This is a genomic window from Candidatus Dorea massiliensis AP6 (assembly GCF_964245105.1).
GTDB classification, from domain to species: Bacteria; Bacillota; Clostridia; order Lachnospirales; family Lachnospiraceae; genus Laedolimicola; species Laedolimicola intestinihominis.
Map to the genome: position 1 here is coordinate 242655 of NZ_CAXTKW010000003.1, position 16390 is coordinate 259044.

General features: G+C 49.0%; 17 protein-coding genes. 16 read left to right on the plus strand and 1 reads right to left on the minus strand.

Annotated elements, in window-relative coordinates; genetic code table 11:
- Nucleotides 1-65 precede the first annotated feature (65 nt).
- The 14 genes from ACESZP_RS04955 (at nt 66) to ACESZP_RS05020 (ending at nt 13299) form a co-directional block, all read left to right on the plus strand.
- Entirely contained in the window at nt 66-1007 is a 942-nt protein-coding gene (locus ACESZP_RS04955; RefSeq protein ID WP_499708219.1) for a carbohydrate kinase family protein, read from the plus strand.
- An 8-nt stretch (nt 1008-1015) separates the two neighbouring features.
- Entirely contained in the window at nt 1016-2170 is a 1155-nt protein-coding gene (locus ACESZP_RS04960) for an ROK family transcriptional regulator (protein WP_499708220.1), read from the plus strand.
- A gap of 226 nt (nt 2171-2396) precedes the next feature.
- Entirely contained in the window at nt 2397-3107 is a 711-nt protein-coding gene (locus ACESZP_RS04965; protein ID WP_499708221.1) for a ribulose-phosphate 3-epimerase, read from the plus strand.
- A 2-nt stretch (nt 3108-3109) separates the two neighbouring features.
- Nucleotides 3110-3682 (plus strand): 6-phospho-3-hexuloisomerase, encoded by a 573-nt coding sequence (hxlB, locus tag ACESZP_RS04970; protein WP_178039599.1) that lies wholly within the window; start codon nt 3110-3112, stop codon nt 3680-3682.
- A gap of 21 nt (nt 3683-3703) precedes the next feature.
- Nucleotides 3704-4750: an aldose 1-epimerase family protein gene (locus ACESZP_RS04975; RefSeq protein WP_499708222.1), complete on the plus strand. Its 1047-nt coding sequence runs from the start codon at nt 3704-3706 to the stop codon at nt 4748-4750.
- 14 nt (nt 4751-4764) lie between these two features.
- On the plus strand, nt 4765-5445 hold the full coding sequence (locus ACESZP_RS04980; RefSeq protein ID WP_178039597.1) for a D-lyxose/D-mannose family sugar isomerase: 681 nt from the start codon (nt 4765-4767) through the stop codon (nt 5443-5445).
- 98 nt (nt 5446-5543) lie between these two features.
- A complete protein-coding gene (locus tag ACESZP_RS04985) occupies nt 5544-6602 on the plus strand; it encodes a sugar ABC transporter substrate-binding protein (RefSeq protein WP_499708223.1) in 1059 nt (352 codons plus the stop codon).
- A gap of 96 nt (nt 6603-6698) precedes the next feature.
- Nucleotides 6699-8201, plus strand: coding sequence for a sugar ABC transporter ATP-binding protein (locus tag ACESZP_RS04990; protein ID WP_499708224.1), 1503 nt, complete (start codon nt 6699-6701; stop codon nt 8199-8201).
- Between the two features lie 62 nt (nt 8202-8263).
- On the plus strand, nt 8264-9250 hold the full coding sequence (locus ACESZP_RS04995; RefSeq protein ID WP_178039594.1) for an ABC transporter permease subunit: 987 nt from the start codon (nt 8264-8266) through the stop codon (nt 9248-9250).
- A 2-nt stretch (nt 9251-9252) separates the two neighbouring features.
- Complete coding sequence (locus ACESZP_RS05000) at nt 9253-10221, plus strand: ROK family protein (RefSeq protein ID WP_349164514.1); 969 nt, start codon at nt 9253-9255, stop codon at nt 10219-10221.
- A 30-nt stretch (nt 10222-10251) separates the two neighbouring features.
- Nucleotides 10252-11187, plus strand: a complete 936-nt coding sequence (locus ACESZP_RS05005; protein WP_178039592.1) for a ketose-bisphosphate aldolase — start codon at nt 10252-10254, stop codon at nt 11185-11187.
- Nucleotides 11188-11266: 79 nt separating this feature from the next.
- Entirely contained in the window at nt 11267-11692 is a 426-nt protein-coding gene (locus tag ACESZP_RS05010; RefSeq protein WP_178039591.1) for a VOC family protein, read from the plus strand.
- Nucleotides 11685-12650: a PfkB family carbohydrate kinase gene (locus ACESZP_RS05015; protein ID WP_178039590.1), complete on the plus strand. Its 966-nt coding sequence runs from the start codon at nt 11685-11687 to the stop codon at nt 12648-12650. Before ACESZP_RS05010 ends, ACESZP_RS05015 begins: the two co-directional genes overlap by 8 nt.
- 10 nt (nt 12651-12660) lie before the next feature.
- Complete coding sequence (locus tag ACESZP_RS05020; RefSeq protein ID WP_499708225.1) at nt 12661-13299, plus strand: AAA family ATPase; 639 nt, start codon at nt 12661-12663, stop codon at nt 13297-13299.
- A gap of 64 nt (nt 13300-13363) precedes the next feature.
- On the opposite strand, the gene asnA is transcribed toward ACESZP_RS05020, so the two are convergent.
- Entirely contained in the window at nt 13364-14374 is a 1011-nt protein-coding gene (asnA, locus tag ACESZP_RS05025) for an aspartate--ammonia ligase (RefSeq protein WP_499708226.1), read from the minus strand.
- Between the two features lie 249 nt (nt 14375-14623).
- On the opposite strand from asnA, the gene ACESZP_RS05030 reads away from it, so the two are divergent.
- Together ACESZP_RS05030 and aspS are read left to right on the plus strand one after the other, a co-directional pair.
- A complete protein-coding gene (locus ACESZP_RS05030; protein ID WP_441019346.1) occupies nt 14624-14758 on the plus strand; it encodes a hypothetical protein in 135 nt (44 codons plus the stop codon).
- Between the two features lie 185 nt (nt 14759-14943).
- A complete protein-coding gene (aspS, locus tag ACESZP_RS05035) occupies nt 14944-16275 on the plus strand; it encodes an aspartate--tRNA(Asn) ligase (protein ID WP_499708227.1) in 1332 nt (443 codons plus the stop codon).
- Nucleotides 16276-16390: the final 115 nt, after the last annotated feature.

The following is a 16390-nucleotide window of genomic DNA, read 5'->3' on the forward strand; positions in this document are numbered from 1 at the left end:
ATTTTAGTATCAAAGGATTCTAAAATCAGCACCTGGAATTCAGGCGCGATAAAGTAGGAGGACGTATGGATTTTATTACAATTGGAGAGATGGTAATTGATTTTCTTCCCGGCCAGGAAGAAGGAAGCTACATTCGTAACGCAGGCGGCGCGCCCGCAAATGTAGCAATCAGCGCGGCAAGAAACGGACTTCAGGCGGGCATGTACTGCAAGGTGGGCAATGACGATTTCGGAAAGTTTCTGCTGAAAACTCTGCGGGAGAATCATGTAACGCCGCTGGCGCCGGAGATGACAGACGACGCGACTACAACCATGGCGTTTGTATCTCTGAACGAGAACAATGACAGAAGCTTTACCTTCGCGAGAAAGCCCGGCGCGGACATGCTGCTTCAGAAGAGCGAGATCCGGGACGAGGATCTGAAGGACTGCCGTATCGTACAGGCAGGCTCCTGCAGCCTTTCTGCCGGACCGGCGGTAGAGGCTACCGAGTATGCTATGGCCAGAGCGAAGGAGCTGGGCAAGCTGGTAGGCTTTGACATCAATTACCGGAATCTGATGTGGAAGGATGACAAGAAGGCCTGCACCGAGAAGGTGCTTTCCATTCTGAAATACGTGGATTTCCTGAAGCTCTCCGATGAGGAGATTGACATGGTAGGGGGACATGACAACCTTCTGAATGTCATGAAGGAATATGATATTGCAGCGGCAGTCCTGACCCTGGGCGGCGATGGCGCGGAGGTATTCTACGACGGAAAGTCTTATGTGGTTCCGGGCTTTCCGGTATCCCATGTGGCAGACACCACGGGAGCCGGAGACGCGTTCTGGGGAGGTTTCCTTTCCTGTGTGCTGAATCACGGGGTATCTTCCGTAGACCAGCTGAATGCGGAGCTTCTTAAGGAAGCGGTAAAATACGGCAATGTGAGCGGCTCCCTTTCTGTACAGGAGAAAGGAGCGATCTCATCTCTGCCTACCAGAGAGAAGGTTGAGAAGTTTCTCGCAGAGAACTGATAAATGCTATGGCTAGACTAGGTGTAAATAAAGATTATCTGAAAAAACGAAACCGAGGTCTGGTACTCCAACTGATTGCTACGGGAAAATGCACCTCCAGAATCGAACTGGCAAGAGAGGTGCATCTGACCAAGACGGCGATCTCCGCGATTGTCAATGAACTGATTGAGCAGGGATACTTAAGAGAAGCGGCAGTGACGACGAAGGCAAAGCTGGGAAGAACACCTGTAAAGCTGGAGATTAGTCCTGAAGCTCCGAAATACATAGGAATTCTGTTTGGACGCGGCTGCCTGGAGGCGGCGATCTGTGATTTGAACATGAATATCATTGCCTACGAACGGGTAGAACGGGAATGGTCGGGCGGACAGGAAATCATGGAGGTCGCCTACCGTCTGCTGGATCGCCTGCTGGAACGGGAAGAAAAGATCATTGCCATCGGAGTAGCGACGCCGGGACCGGTAGATGTGAAGAAGGGCCGGATTATCAATCCGGGTTATTTTCACGGAATACAGAATCTGGATGTGGCGGAGCCTATACGGAAGCGCTATGGAATTCCGGTGTTCCTGGATCATGATGTCCAGAGCGCGGCACTGGTGGAACAGCTCTACGGAAACGGGCAGGGATATCAGGATGTGTTGGTACTGGGTATTGAAAAGGGCGTCGGAAGCGGTATCATGACCAATGGGCACAGATACCAGAGTAATTCCGGTTATCCTCCGGAGATGGGACACCTTTCCATCAACCATCATGGCCGGAAATGTGTCTGCGGCAATATCGGCTGCCTGGAGGCTTACATCGGTTCTGACAGAGTGCAGGAAAAGATAGAGGCCGCCTTTGGCAGGAAGATTCCGTATCGGGAATTCTGTCAGATGGAGGATCCGGAAGCAGAGCGGATTATGCAGGAGCTGATTAACGACTTGTCCTGCGCGATCATCAGCCTGCAGAATATCATGAACTTCGAGATTATCCTGTTGGGAATGGACAGCATCTACTGGCAGGAAAAGTATCTGAAGCGGCTGGAGGACATCATCAATGAACGGAAGTTTGCCAACAAAAAGGTACGGACACTGGTGAAAAAGGTAAAGTTCATGGAAAAAATGCCGGTCCTCGGCGCTGTGTGCAATGCGGTAAGCAAGACCTTTGAAGGTGAAATGCTGGATTAAATGTTAAAATAAAATCAATGTACAAAGGAGAAGAATGCTGATGAGAGAATGAATCAGCAGACTTCTCCTTTTTTGTGTAATTTATACAAAAAAGAAAACAGCTTTTGTGTAAAACATAAAAATTGGAATTGCCGGATTGACAAATGATGAGAATGATGTATAATTTGTTCATATAAAGTTAGTAAGGGCAATGCACTAATATGCAAGATGTAGGAGAAAAGGAAAAATGAACGAGAAAATTTGGGCAAAATCCTGTCATATCTCTCCATCCATGATTACACTGGATATGTGTAACCTGGAACAGCAGTGCCGGATGGTAGAGGAAGCCGGACTGGAGATGATTCATGTAGATATTCTGGACGGACATTTCAGCCCGAGTATGCCGCTGGGTCTTGATACGGTAAAGCAGCTTCGAAAGAAAACCAATCTGGAGTTCGAAGCTCATGTAATGGTAACAGAGCCGCAGTTCTTTATCGACGAACTGATTGAGGCAGGCGCTTCTCAGATTGTATTTCACATAGAAACCTGTGACCACGTGGACGGTATGCTGAATTACATTCACAGCAAGGGTATCCGCGCTGGTGTGGCTCTGAAGCCGGCGACGCCGCTGTATGAGCTGGAGTATATCCTTGATAAATGCGACGCAGTGTTGCTGATGCTGATTAATCCGGGCTTTGCCCAGGTGAAAGGCGAGGCACAGACAGCTTACTCGGCAAAGAAGATTCATGATTTACATGAAATGATTACCGCCAGAGGGCTGGATACCAGAGTAATTCTGGACGGAAGAATTTCCCCGGAAAACATTTCTACCTATGGAATATCCGGCGAAGCGGATATCTTCGTAGCGGGAAGCACCTGTATCAAGAAGGATGACCAGACCGGAAGCCTGAAGAGGCTGAAGGCCATGGAAGATGAGATTAACAGCAAGAGGTCATAAAGATGGGATATTACAGTGATAATTATAATGAAACCGTAAAATCAGTCCTGGGTGAGCTGGACAAGGCTCTGGGAGCCGTAGAACCGGAAACGGTTGAAAAATTCGTACAGGCAGTTCTGGAAGCAGACCAGGTTTACTTCGTAGGAGTCGGAAGAGTACTTCTCTCCCTGCAGGCTATCTGCAAGAGACTGGCGCATCTGGGAATCAAAACCCACTATGTGGGAGAGATCACCGAACCGGCTATCACCGATAAGGATCTTCTGGTTGTAGGATCCGGAAGCGGCGGCTCCCTGTTCCCGCTGGGAATTGCGAAGAAGGCACATGGAATCGGCGCTAAAATTGTACATATCGGATCCAATCCCAACAGCGAGATGAAGGACCTGTGCGAGTTCATGGTTCGTATTCCGGTGAGAACCAAGAATTATCTGGAGGACGAGATTGATTCCGTACAGCCTATGACATCCCTGTTTGAGCAGAGCCTTCTGCTTTTCGGAGATGTGGTTGCGAAAATGATTATCGACGAGCGCAAGATTGATATGAAGAGCCTCTGGAGATATCACGCAAATCTTGAGTAAGCGGTTGAGAGGATGACAGCAATGGATAAGAAACTGATGAAATATTGCGGAAGCCTGCAGCAGATGGTATACGCCCGTCCGATTGTTTATAAAGAGGGACGCGCGGAGCACATGAACGCCATCGAAGCAAAGTGCGGCGACATTTTCTTCCATTCCGCAGCGGATAAGGCGCTGGATATTACGGATTTTTCCTATAAGGGCATGAACATGACGTTTCTTGCGAAGCCCGGGCTGGAAGGAAGAAATCAGTATGACACCAACGGAGAGGAAGCGCTTCGAAGTATCATGGGTGGTTTGTTCTTCACCTGTGGCCTGGAAAATATCTGCGCTCCCTGCACCGTAGACGGAAAGGATTATCCGATGCATGGTCGTATGCGTACCACACCGGCCGAGCATGTATGCACAGATGTAATTACCGAGGGCGAAACCTGCAAGCTGGTGATTTCCGGCGAGATGCGGGAGGCAGAGCTGTTCGGTGAGAATATGGTCCTTCGCAGAAGGATAGAAAGCGTTCTGGGAGAAAACAGTATTACGGTAACGGACGAGATTGAAAATCAGGCGTTCCGTCCGGAGCCGCTGATGCTCCTGTATCATTGCAATGTGGGATATCCGTTCCTGAATGAAAACTGCGAGCTTTACGTACCTTCCAAAAAGGTGGTCGGAAGAGAAGAATTTTCTGAGAAGCGCGTAGAACGATGGAACAAGCTGGAGACGCCCATTGACAATGAGTGCGAGTACGTGTTCATCCATGATATGCAGTCCGACGACAAGCTGGACACTATGGTACTGGTAGCCAATCATGAGTTGAACATCGGCCTGACCATTGAGTTCAACCAGAAGAATCTTCCATATTTTATGGAATGGAAGTCCATGGCATCCGGAGATTATGTCCTGGGTCTGGAGCCGTCCAATTCCAGCGTATACGGAAAGCTTCATCATATTGAAAATAATACCGTACATTATCTGGAACCCTTTGAGAAGGAGACCAACGTTCTTAAGTTCTCCGTCATCGAGGGAAAAGATAAGATAGATGCAGCAATAGAAAAAATCAATGCGATAAAAGCATAGAAGGAGTCAGAGTTATGAAGAGATCAGAAATTAATGCAGTTATCAAAAAATTTGAGGCATTACTGGCAGAGTACAAATTCGCGCTTCCGCCGTACTTAAGCTTCACTCCGGAGGAGTGGGCAGAGAAGGGTCATGAGTATGATGAGATTCGTGACAATGCTCTGGGCTGGGATGTAACAGACTACGGTGAGGGTCATTTCGATACCCTGGGTCTGGCACTGATTACCATCCGTAACGGTAATGTACATAATCCGAAATATAAAAAGCCCTACGCAGAGAAAATTATGATGTGTGATTCCGGTCAGGTTTCTCCGATGCATTTCCACTGGAATAAGATGGAAGACATCATCAACCGCGGCGGAAACGACATTATCTTTACATTCTATAACGCAGATCCGGAAACAGGAGATTTCCTGGATACCGACGTTATGATTTGCCAGGACGGCAGACAGTACACCATGCCGGCAGGAAGCAAGGTAACCCTTCATCCGGGCGAAAGCATGACATTGTATCCGTACCTGTACCATGAGTTCATCATTCCGGAAGGCGGCCCGTCCCTGATTGGAGAGGTTTCCGCAACCAATGATGACAACACAGATAACCGCTTCAAGAATCCGCTGGGAAGATATCCGTCCATTGAGGAGGATGAAGCACCGTACAGACTGCTCTGTACAGAGTATCCGGCAGCAAAATAAGAAAGACCGGAATAAAAGGGAGAAAGTGTATACTTCCGGAGCGGGAAGTATTTAAATACACTCTAAAAAATCTTTTCAAAATTAGGAGGATGAAAAAGATGAAGAAAAAAGTTTTAGCAGCTCTGATGGCAACAATGATGGTTGCATCTCTGGCAGCATGCGGCTCCAAGCCGGCTGAGAGCACAGACGCAGCAGCAGACACAAAGACAGAGGAGACCGCAGAGACTCCGGCAGCTGACGCTGACGCTGACGCAGCAGGCGAGACAAAGGATCTGGCAGATCTGAAGCTGGCATTTATCGTTGGTACAGAGAACGACGCTTTCTATCAGAGTGTTGAGGAAGGTATCAAATCTCAGTGTGAGAAGCTCGGTATCCCGGCTCCGACACTTGGCGACCAGGAGCTTGACGGAAACAAGTGCTCCGACCTGATCAACAACTACGTAGGTGCAGGCTATGACGCAGTTGCACTTTCCGCAAACGACCCCGCAGGAACCATGCCGGCTATCCAGGCAGCTAACAAAGAGGGCGTTAAGATCTTCACATTTGACTGTACACTGGATGACCAGTATCTGGATCAGTATCTTGCATTCGTAGGCTCCAACAACAAGGCTGGTGGTGTTACTGCTGGTGAGTACGTTGCTGAGCATGCTCCGGAAGGATCCATCGTTGGATGTATCACATACGCTTCCGCACAGTCCACTCAGGACCGTCAGGCTGGTTTCGAAGAGACCATCCAGGCTGCTATCGACGGCGGCAAGGATCTGACTCTGATCGAGTCCCAGGATGCTGATAACGACCAGGCAAAGGCTGCTGATATCATGCAGAACCTGATCACAAAGTATGGCGATGACCTTTCCTACATCTTCGTAGTAGGTGACCCGACCGGTTACGGCGCACTGTCCTCTATCCAGGCAGCAGGCGCAAGCACAAAGATCGTTGGTTTCGATGCAGGTGAGACAGCTTGCCAGTACATCGCTGACCCGGTTGTTGGTAAGATTTGGGAAGCAGAAGTTGCACAGGATCCGGTTGGTATCGGCGCTGGTATCGTAGATAAGATCGCTGAGTACTTCACAACTGGCGCAATCGCAGGAGATCAGAAGGACCTGATCGAGTGTAAGCTTGTAACTGCTGAGAACGTTGCAGACTACCTGAAGTAATTTCTATAGGAAATCAGACTAAGTAAGTATTGGTCTAAAGTGCCCAGGCCATTGGTTCTGGGCACTTTTTAATAAAGAGGGAAATGGAGGACAGATATGGAACCGCTCTTACAGGTAAAAAATATTGCCAAAGAATTTCCGGGCGTAAAAGCGTTGGAGGATATCAGCATTGATTTTTATCCGGGTGAATGCCATGCTCTGGTCGGTGAAAACGGCGCCGGAAAATCTACACTGATTAAAATTATTGCTTCAATTTATAAGCCCACAAGGGGCGAAGTCATTCTGGACGGAAAAGTATGTAACTTTAAAACTCCGAAGGATGCTTTGGATGCAGGTATCGCAGTTATTGAGCAGGAGACCGCAATTGCTCCCCATCTGACCGTAGCTGAGAACATGTATCTGGGATGTGAGCCGAAACAGAAAAACGGCTTACTGGATCGTAAAAAAATGGAGGTCGATGCGCAGGCCGTTCTGGACGAAATGGGTCTGGAAGTAGATGCGCATACCCTTTGTTCCAAACTGACCGCTGCACAGCTGCAGATGGTTGAGATTGCAAAGGTTATTTCCAAACACGCAAAGGTAGTAGTCCTTGATGAGCCGACTTCCTCACTTTCTGAGAAAGAGATAGATTCTCTTTTTGAGCAGGTCCGGAAGATGAAAGCTGCCAACACCACAATGATTTATGTAACACACCGTATGGCAGAGCTTCCTATCATCTGCGAGAAGTGTTCTATCTTCCGCGATGGTCTGAAGGTGGCAGAATATAAAGTAAATGAGGTAAGCGAGCAGACCATCGTCAACAGCATGGTTGGCCGTGAGCTGGGCGCTTATGTGAAACCGGAACATACCGCGAAGGAAGAGATGCTTCGCGTTGAAAACCTTACTCAGAAGGGTGTATTTGAAAATGTAAGCTTCCATGCCAATGCCGGCGAGATTGTAGCGTTCTCCGGTCTGGTTGGAGCAGGACGTACCGAGGTTATGGAGGCAATCTTCGGAGCTACCAAGATTACTTCCGGTAAGGTATTCCTGTATGGAGAAGAAGTACATATTAAGAACCCGGCGGATGCAATTCGTCGAAAAGTCGGACTTGCTACTGAGGACCGTCGCCGTACCGGACTTCTTCTGAAAAAATCAATTGAAGAAAATGTTGCGCTGCCGAACCTGCCGTTCCACGCAAAGAATGGTTTTGTCAATGTTCCCTGGGAGGTATCCACCAGTGAGGAGTACATGGACAAACTGAAGATTAAAGCGCCGAACATCAAGGCACTGTGCGGAAATCTGTCAGGTGGTAATCAGCAGAAGGTTATCCTTTCTAAATGGCTGGCAGCCGGTGTAAAGCTTCTGATTCTGGACGAGCCTACCAAGGGTATCGACGTAAATGCGAGAGCAGAGTTTTATGCATTGATGAACCAGTTTGTTGAAAACGGCGGATGTATTATCATGATTTCCTCTGATATGCCGGAGGTTATCAAGGTTGCTGACCGTGCTTACGTTATGTCAGAGGGACATCTGACAGGTGAGCTGAACCGTGAGGAGATTACAGAACTGAATCTGATTTCTCTTGCAAATCCGGTTACCGATGGTTCAGACAAGCAGTAATACCGAAAAAAATTGGAAGGCTTATAGATATTCAAAGCTTATAGATAAGAGAGGAAAATAAAATGAAAGAAAAAAATATTAAACAGTTAATTACTGATAATATTGTAATTGTCGTACTGGTTCTTCTGGTTATCGGTTTCTCCATCGGTAACACGACCTTCCTGAAGACAGCAAACGTAATCAACCTGTTCGGACAGATGTGTCTGAACGCAATTCTGGCAACTGGTCTGACCTATGTAATCATCCTGGGCGGTATCGATATCAGCGTTGGTTCCTCCATGGCGATTACCGGTATCCTGGCAGCACAGGTTGTACTGGCACTGAACATTCAGTCTACACCGCTGATTATGGCAGTCCAGATTCTGGTTGGTCTGGCAGGCGGAGCCCTGATTGGTCTCTTTATTGGCTGGCTGGTAGCGTATAGAGGACTGGTTCCCATGATTTGTACCCTGGCTCTGATGCAGGCATTCCGTGGACTGGCTTACATCATTTCCGGCGGCGGTCCGGTTTATGGTCTGCCCACTGGCTTCTCTGTACTGGGTGCAGGACGTCTGATTGAGACAGAGAGCTTTAAGACAGGTATTATTCCGGTTATCGTACTGTTTACCATTATAGTTGTTTTAATTTTCCACATTATTCTGACCAAGACTGTATTCGGACGTCACGTATTCGCAGTTGGTTCCAATGCCTCTGTAGCGCATATGTGTGGTATCAATACAAAGATGGTAACACTGAAGTGCCATATGATCTGTGGTATTACAGCAGGTCTGGCAGGTATCGTAGCAGCTTCCAAGGTAAACAATGGACATCCGGCAACCGGTGACGGATATGAGATGTTTGCTATCGCGGCAACCGTTCTGGGCGGAACTTCCCTGGCCGGCGGTTCCGGATCCGTAGCAAGAGCGATGTTTGGATGCGCTATCATTGCAGTTATCAACAATGGTATGACTCTGATGGAGATTTCCGCATACTGGCAGAAGGTCGTAATCGGAGCAATCATTATCCTGGCAGTTATGCTTGATATGGCACAGAAGGGCAAAGAAGAGTAAGTATGAAGTACTATTTGATTATTGATATCGGCGGAACGAAAACAACCTCTGTAGTGTTCAATGATCAGGGGGAGCCGATTACTGAATTTAAGGTAAAAAAGTCCAGAACCTATGAGGGTGAGGATGCTGTATTCCAGAATACCATTGAGCTTGCTTATGAGGTTCTGGAGGAAGCCGGAAAAACAAAAGAGGATCTGGCGGGTGTTGGCGTTGCGGCGCCCGGTCCGCTGGATTACCGTACCGGTCTGATTATTGATGTACCGATGATGGGCTGGAAGAATTTTCCACTCGGAGATCGACTGAGAGAAGAGTTCGGCGTTCCGGTTTATGTGGAAAATGATGGAAATCTGGGCGCGCTGGCAGAGGCAAATGTAGGTGTGGCTAAGGGTGAGCAGGTGGTTCTTTATCAGACCATCAGCACCGGCTGCGGCGGCGGTATTGCCATCGGAGGAGAGATTTATCACGGACGCTCCGGATTTGCAGGAGAGTTCGGACACATGACAATTAATTTTGCGGGTCCCAGATGCGGCTGCGGCGGAAGCGGATGCTTTGAGCTGTATGCTTCCGGAACTGCAGTAAATCAGCGCATGAAACGGGATATCCGTTCCGGAATCAAGTCTGCTGCTTTTGAAAGCATTGACTATGATCCGGAAAAGGTAAATGGAAAAATCCTGAGTGACGCAGCGGCAGAGGGGGATGCTTATGCCATTGACATGCTGCGGCAGGAGGGATACTATATTGGTGTGGGACTGTCCAACCTGATTAACCTGCTTGACCCGGATGTGATTGTTCTGGCAGGCGGAATGGCAAAGGCAGATAAGTATTTCCGTTACAGCATGATGAACGAGATACGCAGACATGCCTGCTTCCCCTTTGACGAGGACAGAATCCGTGTTTCCGAGCTGAATGACAAGGTTGTAGCTTACGGCGCGTATGTAATGGTGAAAAAAGCCATTGACGGAAGCCTGTAAGGTCAAATTTAAGAAAAGAGGAGAAATATTATGCCGTTACTTACAATGAAACAGATTATGGCTGACTCTGTAAAGCTTGCTACTACAGATGTTGATCCGAAGGAAAGATATGCAGTAGGAGCATTTAATTTCAGTACCATTCCGGAGATGGTTGGCATCGTAGAGGGTGCCCGTGAAAAGAATGCGCCGGTTATCCTGATGGCTTCCCTGGGTGCAATCAAATACATCGGTTCCCTGGAGCTGATTGCAGAGACTGCAAAGGGTATCGCAAAGACTTATCCGGAGGTTCCCTTCTGTCTGCATCTGGATCATGCGACAGATATGGAACAGATTAAGCAGGCTGTTGTGGCAGGCTTCACCAATGTTATGATTGACGCTTCCAAGGAAGACTTCGAGACCAACATTGCAAAATCCAAGGAAATCGCGGATTTCGCCCATAATCACAGTCCGTATGGTATCAACGGCTGTTCCGTAGAGGCAGAGCTGGGAATGCTGGCAGGTCACGAGGACAATATCCACGTAGAGGAGTCCGGAAAAGCATATACCGATCCGTCATTGGTAAAGGAATTTGTAGAGAGAACCGGAATCGATGCTCTGGCAGTTGCTATCGGTACCGCACATGGTTTCTATAAGGCTGCTCCGGAAATCAAATTTGACCTTCTGGAGGAGATCCGCAAGCAGACAGATGTTGCGCTGGTGCTTCACGGCGGTACCGGTGTACCGGAGGATGATTTCCGCAAGTGTGTTGCTATGGGTATGAGCAAGATTAATGTGGGAACAGGACTGAAGAAGGTATATACCGACGCAGTCAGAGAGGCAATCAAGACACTTCCGGAGACTGAGTATGACCCGCGTAAGATTGCAGGACCGGGACGTAAGGCAATTGCAGCTGAAATCGCAAGCAAGAGTGATTTCTTCAACTGCAGCGGAAAGGCTCCGGCTGTACTGAAGAGCATTTACGGCTAAATCAGAATCTAAAACAAGAAAAAAAGGGCAGGTATTTTGAAAAAAGTATCTGCCCTATGAGTTTAAGGAGGGTTTTATTATGCTTACAAATTATGTGGAAGGTTATCAGCACATCGGAATTCCTACAGATGATATCAAAAAGACAGAGGAATTCTATCTGGGTCTTGGCTTCAAGCTGAAATGGGAGACCACCTACGGAGGACATCCGGTAAAATTCTTTGAGCACGGCAATATTATTATTGAGACCTATGAGAAGGATGGAGGCGCAACCAACGCTACCGGCGCTATTGACCACGTAGCTCTGAACTGTACCGATATCGTAACCTGTGTAAAGGAAATCAGAGAAGCAGGCTATTATATCAATGAAGGACCGGCGTTCCTTCCCTACTGGGAGCACGGCGTAGAGTATATCACCATTCTCGGACCGAACCATGAGGTAGTAGAATTTATTCAGAAGTTTGCGTCCGAAGAGGAAAAAGAAAAGGCGGTGAAGGCACTTGGCTGAGATTTGGACAATGGGCGAGACCCTGGTTGAGATTATGAGAACAGAGGTTGACAAGCCTCTGAATGAAACAGCACTGTTTTCCGGTCCCTATCCGTCCGGATCCTCCGCAATTATGATTTCTACGGTTGCGCGGATGGGACACAGCTGCGGAATTATTTCCGGCGTGGGAAAGGACGGTTTCGGAGAGTGTATGCTGAACCGTCTGAAGAAGGACGGCGTAGACGTATCGAAGGTTCTGGTAGATCCGGACGGTTCTACAGCCTGTGCCTTTGTAGCCTACGACAATAAGGGCGACAGAAGATATCTGTTCCATTGGGATGATACTCCGGCAACCAAGGCAGTGATGCCCGATGTGACAGAGCCGTCCCTGAAGGAAGCAAAGTATCTTCATATCATGGGCTGTGCGCTGACGGCTCGTCTGAGCTATGGCTGGGAGATTGTAAAGACTGCCAGGGCCATGAAGGCCCAGGGAACCAAGATTAGCTTTGATCCCAATGTACGTGTGGAGCATCTGACCAATCCGAAGAAGAGTAAGGAATCCTTTGAGATTATCAATGCGGTGTTGGAGATCACCAATCTCTTTGCGCCGGGTCTGGATGAGCTGAAGCTTCTTACTGGTCTGGATGATGTGGACGCGGCAGTGAAGAAATGCTTTGAGAACCCGAACCTGGAGATTCTGATGCTGAAGAACGGAGATAAGGGCTCTAAGATCTATACCCGTGACGGTCTGGTGGTAGAGCAGGGACTTTATAAGGTAAACTGTGTAGATCCCACCGGTGCCGGCGATACTTCAATCGGAGCATTTCTGTGTGCTTTGCTGGAGGGTAAGGAACTGAAGGAATGCGCAGAGATTGCGGCGGCAGCCGGGGCGCTGAACGTGGCGGCGTTTGGTCCCATGGAGGGAAAGATCAGCCCGGAAAATGTACAGGCCATGAGAGACGGCACCTTCAAATTTTAGAGGAACTGCTATGAAAAGAGTGTTTCCGAATCAACGGACGCTGCTTATTTTTACGGGCGGACCGGGTACCGGTAAGAGTGGTACGGCTCGCCGTTTTCTGGAATATCTGGGAAATGACGATATCGTAAAAATCAGCTATGATGAGATAAAAGAGAAAAATTGGGATATCTTTGGTTTCGACAATGAGAAGCAGAAGGACCGACTCAACTGGTGGTGTCTGGAGGAATTCTATCTGACGATTCAGAAACGGATGTGGGAAAATAAAACCATTCTCATTGAATATCCCTTCTATCAGCGCCATAAGCCGAAGCTGGAGGAGCTGATTCAGGAATCTGGTTATGACGCGGTGACCGTGTATCTGTATACCGATCCGGAGACGGTCTACCGGCGGGGGGCAAAGCGGGATGAGGAGGGTGACAGACATCCGGGACATCTGCTGACCAGCTACCATAAGGAAACCTACCGGCCGGAGATGCTGCATTCCGTGTCCCGGGTTGCTCCCAGCTTTGAAGAGTTTACGGCGGCCATCGCCCACAAGGAGTACAATATCAATCTGGGACTGGATATTCCGGTGGATGTAACTGATTTCAGCACGATCAGTTATGAGGATATATACCAGAAGATTCTGGCTTATGAGAGCAAAGCCTGAAATGTAAAAAAAGGAGCGCGTCATCATTTGATGGCGCGTTCCTTTTTGATGTCGAAAATAAAGCTTACAGCAGGTTAATACCGCATTTCGCGCATTTCTCCCGCACCTCATCCGGCCAGATGGATACCTGAACCTCGCCGATGTGAGCCTTGCGGAGATAGAACATGCAGATGCGGGACTGGCCGATACCGCCGCCGACGGTGTAGGGCAGTTTTTTCTCCAGAATGGCCTTCTGGAAGGGCAGCTTCGCTCGGTTCTCACAGCCGGAAAGCTTCAGCTGGCGTGCCAGGGAATCCTCGTCCACACGGATACCCATGGAGGACAGCTCCAGCGCGTGGCCCAGAACCGGGTACCACACGATGATATCGCCGTTCAAGTGCCAGTCGTCATAGTCCGGCGCCCGTCCATCGTGGGGTTCGCCATTTGCCAGCTTGTCTCCGATCTCCATGAGGAAGACAGCGCCCTTTTCCCGGGCAATGATATCCTCGCGCTCCTTGGGCGTCTTATCCGGGTAGAGATCCGCCAGCTCCTGGGTGGTGATGAAGAAGATTTCCTTCGGAAGAATCTCTTCGATGTAATCATAGCGGATAGCCATGTATTTCTCGGTTTTTTTCAGGGCCTTATAAACCTTGCGGACCGTCTCCTTCAGATATTCCACGTTGCGGTCCTCTTTCAGGATGATTTTCTCCCAATCCCACTGATCCACATAGATAGAATGAATGTTGTCGGTGTCCTCATCCCGGCGGATGGCGCTCATGTCGGTGTAGAGGCCTTCGCCGATGTGGAAGCCGTACTGCTTCAGGGCGTTGCGCTTCCATTTGGCTAGAGAGTGGACAATTTCGGCCGGGCGCTCGTTCTGTTCCCGGATGCCAAAGGTAACGGGGCGCTCCACACCGTTCAGGTTGTCGTTGAGACCGGATTCCGGAGTGACGAACAGCGGAGCAGATACGCGCAGCAGATAGAGCTGCTCTGCCAAAGACTGCTGGAAGAAGTCCTTGACTGTTTTGATAGCGACCTGGGTGTCGTAGAGTCCCAGCGCAGAACTATAATCGGGTGGGATATACAGATGTTCCATAATGTGTTACTCCTCCAATAGACAGAATGTAAAATGGCTGCCGCGAAAAATATTTTGCCAGAACAAAAGGCTGACACAAAAATTTACAAAAAATAAAAATGTCAGAAAAAAGGTCTTGCAATCCAGAATAAACTGTGCTATATTTCTCGCATAAAAATTTATAACTGTTCACTACGTTACAGTTATAAATGATTATACTATAAGTAAATGCAAAGAACAAGACTCGGATCTTCAGAGGCCGACAGGAATATGGCGTCACCGACTGAGAGCGCCATTGGGAAGAGGAGATTGCGGGAACACTTGGGAGCAGATCGGCTGAACCTGGTAGCAGACGTAGGCCGGTACGGAGCTGTCCACGTTACGGGCATAAAAGAGGAAATGTGAGCCTGACGAAAGAGCGGACACATTTCAATGCGGGTGGTACCGCGGGATTTCTGTTGAATCTGAAACCCCGTCCCGGAATAGAAATATTCCGGGACGGGGTTTTTTATATTCCCTCCCCGGAAAAACAAATGCCCCGGAAGAGTAAAGGATCCGGAGAGCAAATATTCGAAAGGCAGGAAAACAGAATGGAATTTATGACAGGCGTAAAAGAAAAGGAAACCGTTACTCTGGCTGACGTGACCGCAGAGGGCATGGAAGGCAAAACCGTGAAGATTGAAGGAACCGTCCATACCATCCGTGACATGGGCGAGGTGGCTTTTCTGATTTTGAGACGGAGGGAAGGGCTGCTGCAGTGTGTTTTCGAGGAGGGCGTCACAGAGTTTGACTGGAAGACCCTGAAGGAAGCCTCCGGAATTGTGGCGGAGGGTGTGATTCGTAAGGAGGAGCGCGCCCCTCACGGTGTGGAGCTTCGACTGACCGGCATCACCGTATTGTCTGAGCCGGCTGCGCCCATGCCGCTGCCTATTGCTAAATGGAAGCTGAACACTTCCCTGGACGCCAAGCTGAACCGCAGATCTATTTCCCTTCGGAACGTAAGAGAGCGTGCAAAGTTCCGGATTCAGGAGGGCGTGGTAAGAGCCTTCCGGGATTTCCTTTACAGCCAGGGCTTCACAGAAATTCACACCCCGAAGCTCGGAGCCAAGGGCGCTGAGGGCGGCTCAAACCTGTTCCGTCTGGATTATTTCCACCGCCCGGCTGTGCTGGCACAGAGCCCCCAGTTCTATAAGCAGATGATGGTAGGCGTGTTTGACCGTGTCTTCGAGACTGGCCCGGTATTCCGTGCGGAGAAGCACAATACCAAGCGCCACTTGAATGAGTATACCAGTCTGGATTTCGAGATGGGTTATATCGACGGTTTCGAGGACATTATGGCCATGGAGACCGGATTTATTCAGTACATGCTGGCCCTTCTGGAAAAGGATTATGCGTCGGAGCTTCAGATTCTCGGTATTACTTTACCGAAGGCTGACAGGATTCCGGCAGTCCGTTTCGATGAGGCAAAGCGCCTGGCTTCAGAGAAATACGGACACAAGATTCGCAACCCTTACGACCTGGAGCCGGAGGAGGAAGTGCTGATCGGACGTTATTTCAAAGAGGAGTACGGTTCTGACTTTGTATTTGTCACCCATTATCCGTCCAAGAAGCGTCCGTTCTACGCCATGGATGACCCGGCGGATCCGAAGTTCACCTTAAGTTTTGATCTGCTGTTCGATGGTCTGGAGATTACCACAGGCGGTCAGCGTATCCATGATTATCAGATGCTGCTTGACAAGATCGCGGCCAGAGGCATGACCGAGGAGGGCATGGAGCAGTATCTGGATACCTTCAAATACGGCATGCCGCCCCACGGCGGACTTGGCATCGGTCTGGAGCGACTGACCATGAAACTGGTAGGCGAAGACAATGTACGTGAAACAACCCTGTTTCCGAGAGACCTTAGCAGATTAGAGCCTTAGCGTTGGCAATGAGCAGTGCAGCCTGCCGTAAAAAGGCAGTGCGCCTGCTTGCAGGAAGCAATGACTTTTTATGGCAGGCTATAGGGCGGAGCCCGTAAAGCGAGGTTTTGCGAAG

Bases quoted from the DNA above. Each gene is read 5' to 3' on its own strand.
- hxlB (WP_178039599.1), top strand. From the start codon at position 3,110: ATGGGATATTACAGTGATAATTATAATGAAACCGTAAAATCAGTCCTG.
- ACESZP_RS04960 (WP_499708220.1), top strand. From the start codon at position 1,016: ATGGCTAGACTAGGTGTAAATAAAGATTATCTGAAAAAACGAAACCGA.
- ACESZP_RS04965 (WP_499708221.1), top strand. From the start codon at position 2,397: ATGAACGAGAAAATTTGGGCAAAATCCTGTCATATCTCTCCATCCATG.
- ACESZP_RS04955 (WP_499708219.1), top strand. From the start codon at position 66: ATGGATTTTATTACAATTGGAGAGATGGTAATTGATTTTCTTCCCGGC.
- ACESZP_RS05000 (WP_349164514.1), top strand. From the start codon at position 9,253: ATGAAGTACTATTTGATTATTGATATCGGCGGAACGAAAACAACCTCT.
- ACESZP_RS04990 (WP_499708224.1), top strand. From the start codon at position 6,699: ATGGAACCGCTCTTACAGGTAAAAAATATTGCCAAAGAATTTCCGGGC.
- ACESZP_RS04980 (WP_178039597.1), top strand. From the start codon at position 4,765: ATGAAGAGATCAGAAATTAATGCAGTTATCAAAAAATTTGAGGCATTA.
- ACESZP_RS04975 (WP_499708222.1), top strand. From the start codon at position 3,704: ATGGATAAGAAACTGATGAAATATTGCGGAAGCCTGCAGCAGATGGTA.
- ACESZP_RS05005 (WP_178039592.1), top strand. From the start codon at position 10,252: ATGCCGTTACTTACAATGAAACAGATTATGGCTGACTCTGTAAAGCTT.
- asnA (WP_499708226.1), bottom strand. From the start codon at position 14,374: ATGGAACATCTGTATATCCCACCCGATTATAGTTCTGCGCTGGGACTC.
- ACESZP_RS04995 (WP_178039594.1), top strand. From the start codon at position 8,264: ATGAAAGAAAAAAATATTAAACAGTTAATTACTGATAATATTGTAATT.
- ACESZP_RS04985 (WP_499708223.1), top strand. From the start codon at position 5,544: ATGAAGAAAAAAGTTTTAGCAGCTCTGATGGCAACAATGATGGTTGCA.
- ACESZP_RS05030 (WP_441019346.1), top strand. From the start codon at position 14,624: ATGGCGTCACCGACTGAGAGCGCCATTGGGAAGAGGAGATTGCGGGAA.
- ACESZP_RS05010 (WP_178039591.1), top strand. From the start codon at position 11,267: ATGCTTACAAATTATGTGGAAGGTTATCAGCACATCGGAATTCCTACA.
- ACESZP_RS05020 (WP_499708225.1), top strand. From the start codon at position 12,661: ATGAAAAGAGTGTTTCCGAATCAACGGACGCTGCTTATTTTTACGGGC.
- aspS (WP_499708227.1), top strand. From the start codon at position 14,944: ATGGAATTTATGACAGGCGTAAAAGAAAAGGAAACCGTTACTCTGGCT.